This is a genomic window from Thalassospira lucentensis, assembly GCF_050516545.1.
Classification (GTDB): Bacteria; Pseudomonadota; Alphaproteobacteria; order Rhodospirillales; family Thalassospiraceae; genus Thalassospira; species Thalassospira lucentensis_C.
Genome location: NZ_CP191544.1, coordinates 1,535,327 through 1,551,542 on the forward strand (window position 1 = coordinate 1,535,327; position 16,216 = coordinate 1,551,542).

Below are 16,216 nucleotides of genomic sequence, written 5' to 3' on the forward strand. Positions count from 1 at the left end.
AAGGGCTGCCGTCAATAAAAAACCGGCGGGACATTGGTCCCACCGGTTAGTTAAAGATCACAAAGGCGTTGAGTGATCAGGCTTTATCAAGTGCCTGTGTCAGGTCCGCCAGAATGTCGTCGATATGCTCAATCCCGATTGACAGTCGGACATACCCATCCGTGACCCCCGATGACAGACGGTCTGCTTCGGAAAGCTGACTATGGGTCGTGGTTGCCGGATGGATGGCAAGGGATCGCGTATCACCGATATTGGCAACGTGATAAAACAGCTCCAGCGCATTGATGAATGTCTCACCCGCGTCTTTGCCGCCTGCCAGTTCAAAGCCCATCAGTGATCCATAACCACCCTTAAGATAGGTGTCCGCACGGTGGCGGCTTTCGCCATCTTGCTTGCTTGGGTGGATGACTTTGGTGACTTTGGGGTGGGCGGCCAAGAAATCAGCGACTTTATTGGCATTCTCGCAATGACGTTCCATCCGAAGCGGCAGGGTTTCCATGCCTTGAATGGTTTGGAAAGAATTAAACGGCGAGGCGGCGGCACCAATATCGCGCAAGATCGTGCAACGAAGCTTGATCGCATAGGCAACAGGGCCGATTGGTTTAACAGCCTGTGTCCAGACAGCACCGTGATAGCTTGGGTCCGGTTCATTTAAAAGCGGGAAGCGTTTGGCGTGCTTTTCCCAATCAAATTTGCCAGAATCAACCACGATCCCGCCGACCGACGTTCCATGCCCAGCAATAAATTTGGTGGTTGAATACATGACAATGCTGGCACCATGTTCGATCGGTTTGCAGATCACGGGGGCTGCGGTGTTATCAATGATCAATGGAATGCCAAGCTCATCGCCAATATTGGCAACTTCACGGATCGGGAAAACCTGCAATTTCGGATTGGGCAGCGTTTCGGCATAAAAGGCGCGGGTTTTATCATCACTCAGACGTCGGAAGTTTTCCGGGTCTGATGGATCGGCAAAGCGGACCTCGATCCCCATTTGCTTAAAGGTATTGGCAAACAGGTTCCACGTACCGCCGTAAAGGTCGGTCGAACTGACAATGTTGTCGCCTGCCTGCGCGATATTCAGGATTGCAAAGGTCGATGCTGCTTGTCCCGATCCAAGTGCAACTGCTGCGGCACCACCATCAAGGGCAGCGACGCGCTGTTCAAGCACATCATTGGTCGGGTTCATCAGGCGGGTATAGATGTTGCCAAGTTCCTTCAACGCAAACAAATCGGCTGCGTGCTGGGTGTCGCGGAACTGATAGCTGGTGGTTTGATAAAGCGGCACGGCAACCGATCCAGTTGTTGGATCAGCGCGGTATCCTGCGTGTAGGACAATGGTTTCCGGTTTGGTGGACGACATGATTTCTGTTTCCCTGATTTGTGATTTTTCCTGACGGCAAAAGGTAAGCGCAGGTATGGGGAAACAGCAAGAAACATTTGGCGAAAATAAGATGTATCATTCCGCGTAAATCGAGGGCTCGTTGATTATTGTGATAATTCGGTACTGTTATACCGAATGAATTGACAAAGAGGTGTTTTCACGTTTACGTAAAGGGAAAATAGATAAACATCAGAGGCGGCGATCCAATGGAATTCAACCTGTCTGAAGATCAGCAGGCATTTGCCCAAGCTGCGCGCGATTTTGCCCAGAACGAAATGGCACCGCATGCCGGGGAATGGGATGCAAAGCACATCTTTCCCGAAGAAACTTTGCGTAAGTCGGCTGAGCTGGGATTCGCTGCGATCTATACAGGCGAAGAATTTGGCGGGACCGGATTGGGGCGCCTTGATGCGGCGGTGATTTTCGAAGAACTGGCCGCCGCCTGTCCATCCACGGCTGCCTATATCTCGATCCATAATATGGCATGCTGGATGATTGATACGTTTGGATCAGACGATCAACGTGCCAACTTCCTGCCAAAGCTTGTGGTCATGGAACATTTCGCCAGCTATTGCCTGACCGAGCCGGGGGCAGGGTCCGATGCCGGGTCGCTTCGTACCCGTGCTGTTCTGGATGGTGATCATTATGTTCTGAACGGTGAAAAGGCCTTTATTTCCGGTGGGTCGCGCAGTGATATTTATGTTGTGATGGCCCGCACCGGCGATGACAGCCCGGGTGGGATTTCAACATTCATTGTGCCAAAGGATGCCGAAGGGCTTTCATTTGGCAAACTTGAAGAAAAGATGGGTTGGAACAGTCAGCCGACTTCGGCCGTTATTTTTACTAACTGTAAGGTTCCGGTAGCCAACCGTTTAGGCGCAGAAGGCGAAGGCTTTAAATTCGCCATGAAGGGCCTTGATGGCGGACGGTTGAATATTGCGGCCTGTTCCATCGGGGGCGCGCGTGCGGCAATGGAACATGCACGTGATCATATGAAGGTGCGAAAACAGTTTGGCAAAAGCCTTGATCAGTTTCAGGCATTGCAGTTCAAATTCGCTGATATGGTGACCGAACTCGAAGCTGCCCGTTTGATGCTCCATAAAGGGGCATGGAAACTTGATCATAAAACCGATGATGCCACGCAGTTTTGCGCCATGGCCAAACGGTTTGCGACCGATACTGGTTTTAACGTCTGTAACGAGGCGCTGCAGCTTCATGGCGGGTATGGCTATATTCGGGAATATCCGATTGAACGGTTGTTGCGTGACCTGCGTGTTCACCAGATTCTTGAAGGTACTAACGAAATCATGCGCCTGATTATCGCGCGTGCAGCGCTGAAAGACTAAAGTTATGAGCAGCGATCAAACCAACCCAAGTGATGCCGGCAACGAATCACCCGTCCTGTTTTCACAGCAAGGTGGTGTCGGGCGGATCGTTTTGAACCGGCCACGTGCCTTAAATGCTCTTGATCTGGTCATGGTCGATATGATGATGGCGCAGCTCATATCATGGGAAACCGATCCGTCGATCAAGATTGTTACCATTGAAGGTGCCGGTGAAAAGGCATTTTGTGCGGGTGGGGATATCCGCGGGCTTTATGATGCGCGCAAGGTCGATGATGATGAGATGCTTGATGCGTTTTACCGGCGCGAGTATCACCTTAATCATTACATCGCCAAATATCCGAAACCCTATATCGCGTTGATGGACGGGATTACCATGGGCGGTGGTGTGGGTGTTTCAATCCATGGCCGGTTCAAGGTTGTGACCGAACGGACCTTGTTTGCCATGCCTGAAACCGGAATCGGGTTCTTTCCCGATGTCGGTGGCGGTTATTTCCTGCCGCGCTGTCCCGGTAAAATCGGCATGTATCTTGGTTTGACCGGTGCGCGGATCAAGGCGGCAGATTGCCTTTATGCCGGGCTTGCGACCCATGGGGTCAAAAGCGATGATCTCGACGCTCTTAAAACGGCCTTGGCCGATGCGCCTTTTGATCAGGATGCCGAAACGGTGGTTGAATCCATCCTTGATCAGCATTCCACGGCGTTCGATGACGCGCCGCTTGCAGCGATCCGTGATGAGATCGACCGCGCATTTGCGGGTGAGAGTGTTGTCGCAATATTTGAGGCACTTGAGCGCGAAGGGGACGGTTTTGGGTCGCAAACGCGCGATATCCTGATCGGCAAGTCGCCCAATGCCCTTTGTGTCAGTTTCGACCAAATTCGACAGGGGCGTGAAATGTCTCTTGCCGATGTATTGAATATGGAATTCCGTCTGTCCCAGCGCATGGTGTGCAAGCCTGACCTATTTGAAGGTGTACGGGCTGTAATCATTGATAAGGACCACGCACCGAAATGGCAGCATGGCGATATCGGGCAGGTTGACCCGCGCGAAGTCGCCGAATATTTCGAACTGCTTCCGGCGGACAAAGAACTTGGTCTTTAGAATTCACTGCGCCGGAAACTGGCTGTAACGAACCAACAATAAACAGAAACCCTTAAGCGGGATATCAGAGGAGACTTTAAATGGCGAATATCGGTTTTATCGGTCTGGGCAATATGGGCGGGCCGATGGCGGCCAATATTGTGAAGGCCGGTCATGCGGTCAAGGTGTTTGACCTTTCGGCCGATGCTGTGGAAAAGGCGATGGAATCCGGTGCAAGCAAAGCATCATCGGTTGCGGATGCAGCATCGAATGTTGAGTTCGTCGTAACGGTTCTTCCGGCCGGTAAGCATGTATTGTCCGTTTATGATGGACCTGATGGCATTATTGCCAATGCAAAACCGGGTACGGTTCTGATTGATAGTTCGACCATCGAGGTGGATGCGGCCCGCAAGGCAGCTGATTTGGCACGGGCTGCTGGCCTTGGTGCGGTGGATGCGCCGATTTCTGGTGGGACTGCGGGGGCGGCAGCCGGAACACTTACCTTTATGGTTGGTGGTTCAGAAGCCGATTTCGCCAGCGCAGAGCCGATCCTTGATGCGATGGGCAGCAATATTATTCATGCTGGTGATAGCGGTGCAGGGCAGGCGGCCAAGATCTGTAATAACATGGTGCTGGGTGTCAGCATGATTGCGGTCTCTGAGGCCTTTATGCTGGCCAAGCGTCTTGGCCTTGATGCGCAAAAGCTGTTTGAGATTTCATCTAAGGCATCCGGTCAGTGCTGGTCGCTGACCAGTTATTGCCCGGTCCCCGGTCCCGTGCCAACATCGCCAGCCAACCGCGATTATCAGCCGGGATTTGCGGTGGATATGATGCTTAAGGATTTGAAATTAGCCCAGCAGGCATCGGCTGCATCCGGGGCGACAACCCCGATGGGGGCGTTGGCTGAAAGCCTTTATGCGCTGTATTCCAACAGTGGAAATGGCGGGATGGACTTCTCGGCAATCGTTAAAATGCTGGATGGCGAGAAGTAGCTCATCTTGTCGATACAGTAATCAGACGGGTCCGGTTTGCCGGGCCCGTTTTCGTTAGGTGTTGCGTTGTTTGAAAATGGGCGCAAAATAGGTGTGCTTTATTTTTTCCAGGGAACATAGTGCAGCAATGGCTACGCGACATATCACACCAACCGAGATTTACTTTGAACTTCGTCAGGTCGGCACTTATCTACGGTGCACGGCAATTGACGGAAAGACTGGTGTTGAAGTGACAGTGGCAGGACCGGTCAGCAGGAATCCGGAACAGCTAAAGCGGGTCGCTGCACAAAAGCTTGAATACGTTCTGAATAAAGGATAATGTATACAATATAAGGAGCGGGTGACTTCATCGATCAGTGTTTTATTCCAATTTCAAAACCTGATTTGGTGATTTTCACTAAAAATCTAAAGCCACTTGCAGCCTTTGAATACATGTGTCTAAGGTTTACGCTCTAATCGCGCTTTTGGAAGTAAGTGCCACAGATAGAATGGTCGCTTCTGAAGGTTAACAACGGGTTTTACCCGATAACAAAAAGACGGAGGATTCGCGGGTTTGCAAGGGGGCAATTGGGGGGCTATGACTTACCCAATCAATACATATATATGTAGCTTGATGCCTTCTGCCGAGCTGGCGAAGACCTTGTTTGTCTGTGCCAAATCTAAGGTTGTGCAATGGATTGGGCTTATTTCCTACAACAATTGATTAATGGTCTGACGCTGGGAGCCATCTACGGTTTGATCGCCATCGGTTACACGATGGTGTATGGCATTATCGGCATGATCAACTTTGCGCATGGCGAGATTTATATGCTCGGTGCGTTCCATTCCCTGATCACCTTCCTGATCTGTCAGGCAGCCGGGATCAGCGGAATTCTTCCGCTTACACTTCTTTTGATGCTGTTCGTTTCAATGGTTCTGACTTCGATTTATGGTTGGGGCGTTGAACGGGTCGCATACCGGCCACTGCGCGGATCATTCCGTTTGGCAGCGCTGATTTCTGCCATCGGCATGTCCATCTTTCTGCAAAACTTTGTTCAAATTTCGCAGGGAGCACGCGTAAAGCCGATGCAGCCGCTTGTTGAGGGCGGCATTACCCTTATGAAAGAAGGGAATTTCGACGTACAGCTTAGCTATATGCAGATGGTGATTATCGTTCTGACGCTGGTGCTGATGGTTGTGTTCTCGCTTTTGATTGCCAAAACCTCGCTTGGTCGTGCACAGCGCGCTTGTGAACAGGATCGTACAATGGCAGGCCTTCTGGGCGTCAATGTCGACCGCACAATTTCGACCACCTTTGTCATGGGCGCTGCCCTTGCATCGGTCGCAGGTATGATGGTGACACTGTATTATGGTGTGATTGACTTCTATATCGGCTTCCTTGCCGGTGTAAAAGCCTTCACCGCCGCCGTTCTTGGTGGTATCGGTTCGCTTCCAGGTGCGATGCTTGGTGGCTTGCTGATTGGTTTGATCGAAGCATTCTGGTCGGGCTATCTCACGATTGAATATAAGGATGTCGCCACGTTCGGCATTCTGGTTCTTGTGTTGATTTTCCGCCCATGGGGTCTGCTTGGTAAGCCGGAGGTCGAGAAAGTCTAATGGCATCAGCATTTGCTTCATCTCGCACCAACGGTTCGGAAGTTGTAAAAGAACTCGCGTTCTTTGCAGTTATCGCACTGATGATGTCGGTCATGATCTTGGGGGTTGAGACGGTTGACCGTCCGACTGGTCTGGAATTGGCTGTACGTTGGGATCTTGTTCTGCTGGCAATCGGTTCTACGGTTGTTGGGCGTCTTGGTCTGATTTTCCGCCGCGAAAACATTTCCCGATTGGGGCAGGCTGCTCTGATCACTTTGGCTGCTGTTTCGGTCTTTGAAATGTTCGTGCGTTTTCGTGACATGGATGACCGCTGGGCATCTCCAGTCTTTCTTGATATGGCGTTTTCAAGTGTCGTGAGTGTGATTGTCTCAATCGCGTTTCTGGCCATCATCTTTGCCGCAGCTTATTTCTCGATGAAAGACAAAACAGCAGTGGAAGTTGATGAAAGTGCCAAGCTTTCATCAAAGATCCAGCTGGTTTACCGTTCAAACACCAAGAAAATTGGTTTGATCGGGATCATCTTCTTCATCATCTTCCCGTTCATCTTTGGTGAAGACCGCTCTGCGATCGACCTTGCAACCCTTGTGATGATTTACATCATGCTGGGCTGGGGGCTTAACATCGTTGTCGGTCTGGCGGGTCTTCTTGATCTGGGCTATGTCGCGTTTTACGCAGTAGGGGCCTATTCCTATGCCCTGTTGTCCCAGAACTTTGATCTGAGCTTCTGGCTGTGCCTGCCGCTTGCCGGTATCTTTGCAGCCAGCTTTGGCATTATTCTTGGCTTCCCTGTTCTGCGATTGCGCGGGGATTATCTGGCCATTGTGACGTTGGGCTTTGGTGAGATCATCCGCGTTGTTTTGATCAACTGGTATGATTTGACCGGTGGTCCGGACGGTATTTCATCGATTGAACGTCCAAGCTTCTTTGGCATGGCCGACTTCTCGCGTCGCGTGCCTGAAGGCTCAATTGGTTTCAATGAGCTGTTTGGTATGGATTACTCATCCATGCACCGTTTGATTTTCCTGTATTATCTGATCCTTGTGCTGGCACTTGTGACCAACTTTGTCACGATGCGTCTGCGCAAACTTCCGATCGGTCGTGCATGGGAAGCACTGCGTGAAGATGAAATCGCCTGCCGTTCGCTGGGGATCAACCCGACCAACACCAAGCTGTCTGCATTTGCAATTGGTGCAATGTTCGGTGGTTTTGCCGGTGCGTTCTTTGCTACCCGTCAGGGCTTTATCAGCCCGGAAAGTTTCACCTTCCTTGAATCAGCTGTGATCCTTGCAATTGTGGTTCTGGGCGGCATGGGAAGTCAGATCGGTGTGGTTTTGGCCGCAATCGTGATGATTGGTTTCCCGGAAATGTTCCGTGAACTTGCCGAATATCGCATGCTGATCTTTGGTGCAGGTATTGTTGCCATCATGCTATGGCGTCCGCGCGGTCTGCTGTCCTTCCGTGACCCGACCATTCTGCTCAATATGAGCCAGAAAGAAAAAGTTGCCGGAGAACTGAAATGACCGACAACAAACTTCTTGAAGTCGAACACCTGACCATGCGCTTTGGCGGTCTGGTTGCGATTGATGATTTGTCCTTCATGGCCAATAAGCGTGAAATCACGGCAATCATCGGCCCGAACGGGGCAGGGAAAACCACCGTGTTTAACTGCCTTACCGGGTTTTATGTCCCAACCGAAGGGCGTTTGACTCTTCACGCCGATGACGGTCCCCGTCTGCTGGAGCGAACCGAAGGGTTCCGCATTCCACGCAACAAGGGCGTTGCACGTACATTCCAGAACATTCGCCTGTTTACCGGGATGACTGTTCTGGAAAACCTGATCGTTGCCCAGCATAACCGCCTAATGGAAGCATCTGCTTTCTCTTTGGCGGGGCTGTTCAACCTTGGCCGTTATGCTAGGGCGGAAAAGGAAGCGATCGAAACGGCAAAGTTCTGGCTGAACAAGGTTGGTCTGTATGAACAGGCTGACTGGAATGCTGGAAACCTGCCATATGGTTCCCAGCGTCGTCTGGAAATCGCACGTGCAATGTGTACTGATCCATCACTTCTGTGCCTGGATGAGCCGGCAGCGGGTCTTAACCCGCGTGAGTCGGCGGAACTGAACATCCTGTTGCAGAGTATCCGTGATGATCAGGGCGTTGGCTGTCTTCTGATCGAACATGACATGAGTGTTGTCATGCAGATTTCCGACCATGTGATCGTGCTTGATTACGGTAAAAAGATTGCCGATGGCAATCCCGATGCCGTCAAGAACGATCCGGCCGTTATCCGCGCCTATCTTGGCGAAGAAGAGGATGACGAGCTTCCGCCGGAAGTTGCTGCCGACCTTCATCTTGATCCGAATGCGCACTGAGGGAGTTCGTCGATATGTCCATGCTTAAGATCGAAGGTGTACATACCTTCTATGGCAATATCGAAGCCCTCAGGGGCATTGATATGGAAGTCAATGAAGGTGAAATTGTAACGCTGATCGGCGCCAATGGTGCCGGGAAGACCACGCTGCTGATGACCTGTTGCGGATCGCCGCAGGCCAGCAAAGGGCGTATTTTGTTTGAAGGTCAAGACATCAGTCGCATGCTGATGCATGAGATCTGTCAGCTTGGCATTCAGCAATCGCCTGAAGGCCGTCGCATTTTCCCGCGTATGTCGGTTTTTGAGAACCTTCAGATGGGGGCAATTACCCAGGACCCGAAACATTTTAGTTCGGATCTTGAAATGGTGTTTGAATTGTTCCCGCGCTTGAAGGAACGCATCAACCAGCGTGCCGGTACGATGTCGGGTGGCGAACAGCAGATGTTGGCAATTGGCCGTTCCCTGATGGGGCGTCCACGTCTTCTTCTGCTTGATGAGCCGTCACTTGGCTTGGCGCCACTTGTGGTGAAGCAGATTTTCGAGACCGTCAAAAAAATCAACAGTGAGAACAAGGTGACTGTATTCCTTGTCGAGCAGAATGCATTCCATGCACTCAAGCTTGCTCATCGTGGTTATGTGATGGTCAATGGCAACATTACGCTCTCGGGTACGGGTGCGGAACTTCTGGCAAATCCGGAAGTGCGCGCAGCTTACCTCGAAGGCGGCCACTAGGAGACCCGACATGGAAGCGATTACTGGTACCAGCGTTGGTGTCACGATCGGAATGACCGTCATTTTGATGGGTTTCTGTGGTTTTATGACCGGCCAGGCCATCGCCAATACTTGGCGGCCGACCTATCAAATTGTGCCTTATGCATTGCTGTTGGGCTGCGTTGACCGTTTCATGGTCTATGCCCTGTTTGAAGGCGAGCTTCTTTCGCTTTCTGGCTATGTCTTTGACACGGTTGTTTTGTTTGCCATCACTTTTGCCGCGTTTCGTCTGACGCAGGTCAATAAGATGCTGTCGCAATATCCGTGGCTGTATGAACGTGTCGGACCGTTTGGTTATCGCGCACGTGAAGGTGCAGACACGCGTTGATTTATGTGGTGACGTTCTGCGTCACCACATCGTTGCTAAATACATGGCAACATACTGGTTTGTACTATTGCACACTAATTCTGGGGTGTTAAAGTACTTGGGATCTAACACCGGTAATCGGCGAATAACACGAGCCGGTTTTAGGTCCGAAAAGATGGATTTGTCATGGTGATGGATCCAACCTTTGGAACAGGGAGACTTCTCTAATGTCGAAAACCAAGCTCGGCCTTCTTGCCACTGCTTCCGCGCTTGTTCTTTCAATGAGTGTAGCCAAAGCTGACATCGTTATCGCGACCGTTGGTCCGATGACTGGTCCGTATGCTGCGTTCGGTGAACAGATGACCAAGGGTGCAGAGAAAGCGGTTGCTGACCTCAATGCAGCTGGCGGCGTGAATGGCGAAAAAGTTGTTCTCGAGATCGGCGATGACGCATGCGATCCGAAACAGGCTGTTGCAGTTGCCAACCAGTTGGTTAGCAAAAATGTTGCTCTCGTAGCTGGTCACTTCTGCTCGGGTTCTTCGATCCCGGCTTCTGAAGTTTACTTCGAAGAAGGCATCGTTCAGATCTCCCCGGCTTCAACCAACCCGCAGTTGACCGAACGTGACATGGACAACGTGTTCCGTGTTTGCGGTCGTGATGATCAGCAGGGTGAAGTTGCTGGTAAATATCTGGCAGAAAACTACGGCAGCAAGAAAATTGCTATCGTTCATGACAAACAGGCATATTCCAAAGGTCTTGCTGACGAGACCAAGAAAAACCTGAATGCAGCTGGCGTTACCGAAGCACTTTACGAAGCAATCACCCCGGCTGAGAAAGATTACTCGGCACTGGTGACCAAGCTGAAATCTGAAGGCATCGAAGTTCTTTATTATGGTGGTTACCATACTGAACTTGGTCTGATCGTTCGTCAGATGCGTGCTCAGGGCATGGACACCCTTGCAATTTCGGGTGATGCGCTGAACTCCCTCGAATACTGGTCGATCACTGGCGATGCAGGTAAGGGTACGCTCTTCACTGCTGGTCCGGCTCTTGAAAAAGATCCGCGCAACGCTGAACTCGTTAAGTATTTCGAAGCTCAGAACTACAAGCCAGAAGGTTACACCCTGTACACCTATGGTGCGATCCAGGCTTGGGCGCAGGCTGCGGCCAAAGCCGGTACCACTGATTCCGAAGCAGTTATCGAAGCACTGCACAGTGGCGATACCTTCGACACCGTTCTTGGTTCAATCGCGTTTGATGCCAAGGGTGATGTTGCTGCACCGGGTTATGTATTCTACGAGTGGGAAAACGGTTCCTACGATTACGCAAACTAATCAAATCATCTGATTTGGAGAAAGCCCGGCCACGTGCCGGGCTTTTTTTATGCGGCCCCGACAAAAAAGCGTCGTTCTGATCTACAGAACGACGCTTTAATTTCGAACCCGGCATAACGACGACGGGTAGGGTGGTTACTTTGCCTTGCGGCCAAGACCAATCTTTTTGGCGAACTGTGAACGTTGTTTCGCATAGTTCGGTGCAACCATCGGATAATCGGACGGCAGGCCCCATTTCGCACGGTATTCTTCAGGGGTAAGATTGTATGTCGTGCGCAGGTGCCGTTTAAGCATTTTAAGCTTTTTGCCGTCTTCAAGGCAGATGATGTAATCATCGCCAACAGATTTGCGGATGGGCACGGCCGGTTTCAGCGGTTCCTGTTCCGGTTCTTTGTCGTCTTCGCGAATTTCATCAAGCGAGGAGAAAACAGTAGAAATCAGTTCAGGAATCTGCGCAGCAGCAAGAGCATTATTGCTGACATAGGCAGAGACAATATCGACGGTCATTTGCAAGAGTTCGTCGCGGTCAAGAACGCTGTTATCGGTTTCGGCCATGATTGAAGTAACCCTTTATGTGAAAATTTACATTAAACTTAATGCACTACTCTTGCGAGATAGTCAAACAACAGAAAAGAACAAGGGCAAATGATCAAAAATAATAACAAGACAAGTGGATAATGTGTCGTTTTGATCGAGCAAAATAATAATTTGCGCATGTTCCACAGCGGATTCATCAATTTCACTAAATGCTGTGGTTAGTATTTCCTTGCAGATTAAATCGTTGATTGTGTGATATTTCGCTTTTATCACTACTTGGTGTTGTTGTGGTTCCTGTGTTGAAACCAATGCGTGTTGTGAGAAAGGCCCGTCATTTTGGAAGCTTTTCCTAATACAGTAATCTGCATATCTGACTTTCGTAAAACTTGGCTATTTGGTCGCGCTAGCGCGTTGGCAGGGGCGCTCCTATATGCTACAAAGCGCTCGATTTTCTGATCAGATTTTGAATGAAGGCGCGCATATGACTGTCAAGACCCTTGCCATTGCTGCCGACCATGGTGGCGTGGAACTGAAATCCGCCATTATCACTGCATTGCAAGAACGTGGTATCGAGGTCTTTGACCTTGGCACCAACGGACCTGCATCAGTTGATTATCCCGACTATGCGCAGGCTGTTGCCAAATCTATTGTCGATGGCAAAGCAGAAGCCGGCATTCTGGTGTGCGGTTCTGGTATTGGCATGAGCATTGCGGCAAACCGTTTCCCGGAAGTCCGCGCAGCATTGGTTCATGACCGTCTTTCTGCCGAACTTTGCCGTATGCATAATAATGCAAATGTTCTGTGCCTTGGCGCACGCCTTTTGGGCGATGCGACGGCGCTTGATTGTGTTGACGCATTCATTTCGACCGAGTTCGAAGGCGGTCGTCATGAAGGTCGTATTGCGAAAATGTCCTAAAGTTAACTGAATTCATCGCCATCTGGCATTAACCAGTACGGGTTTGTCTTCCTCGCTACATCTTACCCGTCACATTGCATCAAAAGAGGCCCCGCATGTCGTTCAAAGGCTTTTTCACCACCAGCTTGTCCGACGCCGATCCGGTATTGTTCAAATCTGTCACCGATGAACTGGACCGTCAGCAAAATCAGATCGAAATGATTGCTTCGGAAAACATTGTTTCCAAAGCTGTTATCGAAGCACAGGGCACTGTTCTGACCAACAAATATGCCGAAGGCTATCCTTCGCGTCGTTATTATGGTGGTTGTGAGTTTGTTGACGTTGCGGAAGCCTTGGCGATCGAACGTGCCAAGGAACTCTTTGGATGTGAGTTTGTTAACGTTCAGCCGCATTCCGGTGCACAGGCCAATGGCGCGGTTATGCTTGCCCTTTGCAAGCCGGGAGATACCATTTTGGGTATGTCGCTTGATGCAGGTGGTCACCTTACCCATGGTGCACGTCCGGCACTGTCGGGCAAATGGTTCAACGCCATTCAGTATGGCGTTCGCGAAGACGATCTGACCCTTGATTATGATCAGGTTGAAGCGCTTGCTGTTGAACATAAACCAGCCCTTATCATTGCAGGTGGTTCGGCCATCCCGCGTCAGATCGATTTCAAGCGTTTCCGTGAAATCGCAGACAAAGTCGGTGCACTTTTGATGGTCGATATGGCGCACTTTGCGGGTCTGGTTGCCGGTGGCGTTCATCCGAGCCCGCTTCCTTATGCAGACGTTGTCACCACCACGACGCATAAGACCCTTCGTGGCCCACGTGGCGGCATGATCCTGTCGAACAATCTTGATATCGGCAAAAAGATCAACTCCGCAGTGTTCCCTGGCCTCCAGGGTGGCCCGTTGATGCATGTGATTGCAGCCAAGGCTGTTGCCTTTGGTGAAGCACTCCGCCCGGAATTCAAAGGGTATGCGCAGCAGGTTGTTGATAATGCCAAGGCGCTGGCCGAAGTTCTGGTTAAACGCGGCTTTGATATTGTGACAGGCGGCACCGATACGCACCTGATGCTGGTTGATCTGCGTCCGAAGGGACTTAAAGGCAACACCGCAGAAGTGGCTCTTGAGCGTGCAGGTATTACCTGCAACAAGAACGGCATCCCGTTTGATACTGAAAAGCCGACTGTTACCTCGGGCGTTCGTTTGGGAACACCGGCTGGTACCACCCGTGGTTTTGGCGTTGAAGAATTCAAACAGATCGGCGAGCTGATCAGTGATGTTCTTGATGCGATGGTCGACAGCCCGGAAGGCAATGCCGAGGTTGAGGCAGCCGTCCGTGCCAAGGTCGAAGATCTGTGCAAACGCTTCCCGATCTATTCCTGATCGCCAAGAGCTGAGTAAACATAATGCGTTGCCCGTTTTGCGGACATACTGACACTCAGGTAAAGGATTCCCGTCCGACCGAAGAGCATCATGCTATTCGTCGGCGTCGGTTCTGTCCTGCCTGCGGATCACGTTTTACGACGTTTGAACGTGTCCAACTGCGTGAGTTGATGGTTGTCAAAACAGACGGGCAACGCGAATTGTTCGACCGTGACAAGTTGGCACGGTCGATCTTTCTTGCCTGCCGTAAGCGCCCGATTGAAGATGAGCGGGTTGAAAAAGCTTTGAACGGCATTCAGCGCCGTCTCGAAAGCAGCGGTGAAAGCGACATCACAACCGATACCATTGGTGAAATGGTGATGGAGGCGCTTAATGCCCTCGATCAGGTTGCCTATGTGCGTTACGCTTCGGTGTATAAGAATTTCCGCGAAGCCCGCGATTTCGAACAATTCGTCGAAAAAATGAATGATGGGGAAGAAGAGGCGGACGCAGAGTAATGACAGCCCCCGCGTTTACAGAAGACGATCGGCATTTCATGCGGGTCGCATTGAGCCTGTCAAAACGCGGTTTGGGAAATGTTTGGCCGAACCCGTCGGTGGGCTGCGTCCTTGTATCTTCTGATGGCTCAATTGTCGGGCGGGGCCATACCCAACCCGGTGGCCGCCCGCATGCCGAACGTGTTGCCCTTGATATGGCCGGTGATCTGGCCCGTGGTGCAACCGCCTATGTTACGCTTGAACCTTGTAGTCATTTTGGCAAATCGCCTCCTTGCGCATCTGGCTTGATTGACGCCGGTGTCACACGCGTTGTCAGTGCGCTGACCGATCCTGACCCACGTGTGTCTGGTCGCGGCCATACGATGCTTACGGACGCTGGTATTCAGGTTGATGTTGGCTTGTTTGCCGATACAGCCCGCAAGGTGAATGAAGGTTTCCTGTCAAAGGTCGAACATGGTCGTCCGTTTGTAACACTTAAACTGGCATCAACCCTTGATGCGCGTTCGGCAACGGCATCTGGCGAAAGCCAATGGATCACCGGTGAAGCCGCACGGCAAGAAGGCCATCGTTTGCGTGCGACCCATGATGCGATCCTTGTCGGGGCCAAGACAGTTCTTGCGGATGATCCGACACTGACATGCCGGTTGGCGGGGCGGGAGCATCAGTCACCCGTGCGCGTGATACTTGATCGTGCAGGGGATGTGTCGCTGTCGGTTCAGTTGGTTCAAACAGCGAACACTGTTCCGACCTGGCTTGTAACGGCTGAGCACAATTTCTCCGAACTATCGGAAAAATTTGAAAAAACTTCGATAAAAGTGATCGCAGTTGGATGCGCGCACGGTCATTTAGACCTACATGACGTCATGCGAAAGCTAAGCGATGCGGGATTGACCCGGGTTCTGGTCGAAAGTGGTGGCAGTTTGGCCGCTGCATTGGTTTCGGCAGGGCTGGTGGGGCGGATTGTTCATTTTGTTGCCCCGTCAGTGATTGGCGGCGACGGACAGGCAATGATCGCGTCGTTGGGCCTTGAACGACTTTCAGATATGCCGCGCTTTGACCGTGTCTCGGTTCGTGAGATGGGCGAAGATATCGCGGTAACATATGATAATAAAACGGATTAAGTGCATGTTTACTGGCATCATCACCGACATTGCAACGGTACGCAGCGTCAAGAAAACCGGCGATACCCGGTTTGAATTCACAACATCCTTTGACACATCCAAGATCGTTTTGGGCGCGTCAATTGCGTGTAACGGTGCGTGTATGACCGTGATTGAAACCGGTGATGACTGGTTTGCGATCGAAGCATCTGCCGAAAGCCTTGATCGGACCACTCTTGGTGATCTTGCCGCTGGCTCCAAGGTTAATCTTGAACAAGCAACCCGTGTCGGGGATGAGCTTGGCGGGCATATTGTTTCCGGTCATGTTGACGGGGTTGCAACCCTGACCAAACGTGTGCCCGAAGGCGATTCACTGCGCCTGAGTTTTGAAGTGCCCCGTGATTTTGCAAAATATATCGCTTCAAAAGGCTCGGTCACCCTTGAAGGGGTATCTTTGACGGTCAACGAGGTTGACGAAAACACTTTCGGTATCAATCTGATACCACATACACAGACACACACCACGTTGGGTTCGAAACAGCCGGGCGACCGGATTAACTTCGAAATCGACATGCTTGCACGCTATGTCGCGCGTATGCTGGGTAAGGATTGATCAAC

At 51.2% G+C, this 16,216-nt stretch carries 17 protein-coding genes; 15 read left to right on the top strand and 2 right to left on the bottom strand.

Annotation, left to right across the window (positions count from 1 at the left end; translation table 11 throughout):
• Positions 1–76: 76 nt before the first annotated feature.
• Complete coding sequence (locus tag ACQ0MK_RS07110; RefSeq protein WP_430475438.1) at positions 77–1,363, bottom strand: O-acetylhomoserine aminocarboxypropyltransferase/cysteine synthase family protein; 1,287 nt, start codon at positions 1,361–1,363, stop codon at positions 77–79.
• Positions 1,364–1,590: 227 nt separating this feature from the next.
• Here ACQ0MK_RS07110 and ACQ0MK_RS07115 point away from each other — a divergent pair, with 227 nt between their 5' ends.
• The 10 genes from ACQ0MK_RS07115 (at position 1,591) to ACQ0MK_RS07160 (ending at position 11,178) form a co-directional block, all read left to right on the top strand.
• Entirely contained in the window at positions 1,591–2,730 is a 1,140-nt protein-coding gene (locus ACQ0MK_RS07115) for an acyl-CoA dehydrogenase family protein (protein WP_430475439.1), read from the top strand.
• A 4-nt stretch (positions 2,731–2,734) separates the two neighbouring features.
• Positions 2,735–3,829: an enoyl-CoA hydratase/isomerase family protein gene (locus tag ACQ0MK_RS07120; protein ID WP_430475440.1), complete on the top strand. Its 1,095-nt coding sequence runs from the start codon at positions 2,735–2,737 to the stop codon at positions 3,827–3,829.
• A gap of 80 nt (positions 3,830–3,909) precedes the next feature.
• Positions 3,910–4,800 (top strand): 3-hydroxyisobutyrate dehydrogenase, encoded by an 891-nt coding sequence (gene mmsB, locus ACQ0MK_RS07125; protein WP_430475441.1) that lies wholly within the window; start codon positions 3,910–3,912, stop codon positions 4,798–4,800.
• Between the two features lie 127 nt (positions 4,801–4,927).
• A complete protein-coding gene (locus ACQ0MK_RS07130) occupies positions 4,928–5,119 on the top strand; it encodes a DUF6898 family protein (protein WP_430475442.1) in 192 nt (63 codons plus the stop codon).
• A 353-nt stretch (positions 5,120–5,472) separates the two neighbouring features.
• Positions 5,473–6,396 (top strand): ABC transporter permease subunit, encoded by a 924-nt coding sequence (locus ACQ0MK_RS07135; protein ID WP_430475443.1) that lies wholly within the window; start codon positions 5,473–5,475, stop codon positions 6,394–6,396.
• Positions 6,396–7,916, top strand: coding sequence for a high-affinity branched-chain amino acid ABC transporter permease LivM (gene livM / locus ACQ0MK_RS07140; RefSeq protein ID WP_430475444.1), 1,521 nt, complete (start codon positions 6,396–6,398; stop codon positions 7,914–7,916). The genes ACQ0MK_RS07135 and livM overlap by 1 nt, the downstream gene beginning before the upstream one ends.
• A complete protein-coding gene (locus tag ACQ0MK_RS07145) occupies positions 7,913–8,767 on the top strand; it encodes an ABC transporter ATP-binding protein (protein ID WP_430475445.1) in 855 nt (284 codons plus the stop codon). Before livM ends, ACQ0MK_RS07145 begins: the two co-directional genes overlap by 4 nt.
• Before the next feature lie 20 nt (positions 8,768–8,787).
• On the top strand, positions 8,788–9,498 hold the full coding sequence (locus ACQ0MK_RS07150) for an ABC transporter ATP-binding protein (protein ID WP_430476013.1): 711 nt from the start codon (positions 8,788–8,790) through the stop codon (positions 9,496–9,498).
• A gap of 10 nt (positions 9,499–9,508) precedes the next feature.
• Entirely contained in the window at positions 9,509–9,865 is a 357-nt protein-coding gene (locus ACQ0MK_RS07155) for a DUF6867 family protein (RefSeq protein WP_350040631.1), read from the top strand.
• Between the two features lie 206 nt (positions 9,866–10,071).
• Positions 10,072–11,178, top strand: coding sequence for a branched-chain amino acid ABC transporter substrate-binding protein (locus ACQ0MK_RS07160; protein ID WP_430475446.1), 1,107 nt, complete (start codon positions 10,072–10,074; stop codon positions 11,176–11,178).
• 135 nt (positions 11,179–11,313) lie between these two features.
• Here ACQ0MK_RS07160 and ACQ0MK_RS07165 read toward each other — a convergent pair whose 3' ends face one another.
• Positions 11,314–11,733, bottom strand: a complete 420-nt coding sequence (locus tag ACQ0MK_RS07165) for a MucR family transcriptional regulator (protein WP_350040629.1) — start codon at positions 11,731–11,733, stop codon at positions 11,314–11,316.
• Between the two features lie 463 nt (positions 11,734–12,196).
• Here ACQ0MK_RS07165 and rpiB point away from each other — a divergent pair, with 463 nt between their 5' ends.
• From rpiB to ACQ0MK_RS07190, 5 genes are all read left to right on the top strand, one after another.
• A complete protein-coding gene (gene rpiB, locus ACQ0MK_RS07170; RefSeq protein WP_430475447.1) occupies positions 12,197–12,631 on the top strand; it encodes a ribose 5-phosphate isomerase B in 435 nt (144 codons plus the stop codon).
• A gap of 95 nt (positions 12,632–12,726) precedes the next feature.
• Complete coding sequence (gene glyA, locus ACQ0MK_RS07175) at positions 12,727–14,001, top strand: serine hydroxymethyltransferase (RefSeq protein WP_350040627.1); 1,275 nt, start codon at positions 12,727–12,729, stop codon at positions 13,999–14,001.
• 23 nt (positions 14,002–14,024) lie between these two features.
• A complete protein-coding gene (gene nrdR, locus ACQ0MK_RS07180) occupies positions 14,025–14,498 on the top strand; it encodes a transcriptional regulator NrdR (RefSeq protein WP_350045917.1) in 474 nt (157 codons plus the stop codon).
• A complete protein-coding gene (gene ribD, locus ACQ0MK_RS07185) occupies positions 14,498–15,619 on the top strand; it encodes a bifunctional diaminohydroxyphosphoribosylaminopyrimidine deaminase/5-amino-6-(5-phosphoribosylamino)uracil reductase RibD (protein ID WP_430475448.1) in 1,122 nt (373 codons plus the stop codon). Before nrdR ends, ribD begins: the two co-directional genes overlap by 1 nt.
• Positions 15,620–15,623: 4 nt before the next feature.
• Positions 15,624–16,211, top strand: a complete 588-nt coding sequence (locus ACQ0MK_RS07190) for a riboflavin synthase (protein WP_350040624.1) — start codon at positions 15,624–15,626, stop codon at positions 16,209–16,211.
• Positions 16,212–16,216: the final 5 nt, after the last annotated feature.

What these genes read in the sequence shown, in the direction of transcription:
- ACQ0MK_RS07110 (WP_430475438.1), bottom strand. Translation starts at nt 1,363, where the DNA reads ATGTCGTCCACCAAACCGGAAACCATTGTCCTACACGCAGGATACCGC.
- ACQ0MK_RS07115 (WP_430475439.1), top strand. Translation starts at nt 1,591, where the DNA reads ATGGAATTCAACCTGTCTGAAGATCAGCAGGCATTTGCCCAAGCTGCG.
- ACQ0MK_RS07120 (WP_430475440.1), top strand. Translation starts at nt 2,735, where the DNA reads ATGAGCAGCGATCAAACCAACCCAAGTGATGCCGGCAACGAATCACCC.
- mmsB (WP_430475441.1), top strand. Translation starts at nt 3,910, where the DNA reads ATGGCGAATATCGGTTTTATCGGTCTGGGCAATATGGGCGGGCCGATG.
- ACQ0MK_RS07130 (WP_430475442.1), top strand. Translation starts at nt 4,928, where the DNA reads ATGGCTACGCGACATATCACACCAACCGAGATTTACTTTGAACTTCGT.
- ACQ0MK_RS07135 (WP_430475443.1), top strand. Translation starts at nt 5,473, where the DNA reads ATGGATTGGGCTTATTTCCTACAACAATTGATTAATGGTCTGACGCTG.
- livM (WP_430475444.1), top strand. Translation starts at nt 6,396, where the DNA reads ATGGCATCAGCATTTGCTTCATCTCGCACCAACGGTTCGGAAGTTGTA.
- ACQ0MK_RS07145 (WP_430475445.1), top strand. Translation starts at nt 7,913, where the DNA reads ATGACCGACAACAAACTTCTTGAAGTCGAACACCTGACCATGCGCTTT.
- ACQ0MK_RS07150 (WP_430476013.1), top strand. Translation starts at nt 8,788, where the DNA reads ATGCTTAAGATCGAAGGTGTACATACCTTCTATGGCAATATCGAAGCC.
- ACQ0MK_RS07155 (WP_350040631.1), top strand. Translation starts at nt 9,509, where the DNA reads ATGGAAGCGATTACTGGTACCAGCGTTGGTGTCACGATCGGAATGACC.
- ACQ0MK_RS07160 (WP_430475446.1), top strand. Translation starts at nt 10,072, where the DNA reads ATGTCGAAAACCAAGCTCGGCCTTCTTGCCACTGCTTCCGCGCTTGTT.
- ACQ0MK_RS07165 (WP_350040629.1), bottom strand. Translation starts at nt 11,733, where the DNA reads ATGGCCGAAACCGATAACAGCGTTCTTGACCGCGACGAACTCTTGCAA.
- rpiB (WP_430475447.1), top strand. Translation starts at nt 12,197, where the DNA reads ATGACTGTCAAGACCCTTGCCATTGCTGCCGACCATGGTGGCGTGGAA.
- glyA (WP_350040627.1), top strand. Translation starts at nt 12,727, where the DNA reads ATGTCGTTCAAAGGCTTTTTCACCACCAGCTTGTCCGACGCCGATCCG.
- nrdR (WP_350045917.1), top strand. Translation starts at nt 14,025, where the DNA reads ATGCGTTGCCCGTTTTGCGGACATACTGACACTCAGGTAAAGGATTCC.
- ribD (WP_430475448.1), top strand. Translation starts at nt 14,498, where the DNA reads ATGACAGCCCCCGCGTTTACAGAAGACGATCGGCATTTCATGCGGGTC.
- ACQ0MK_RS07190 (WP_350040624.1), top strand. Translation starts at nt 15,624, where the DNA reads ATGTTTACTGGCATCATCACCGACATTGCAACGGTACGCAGCGTCAAG.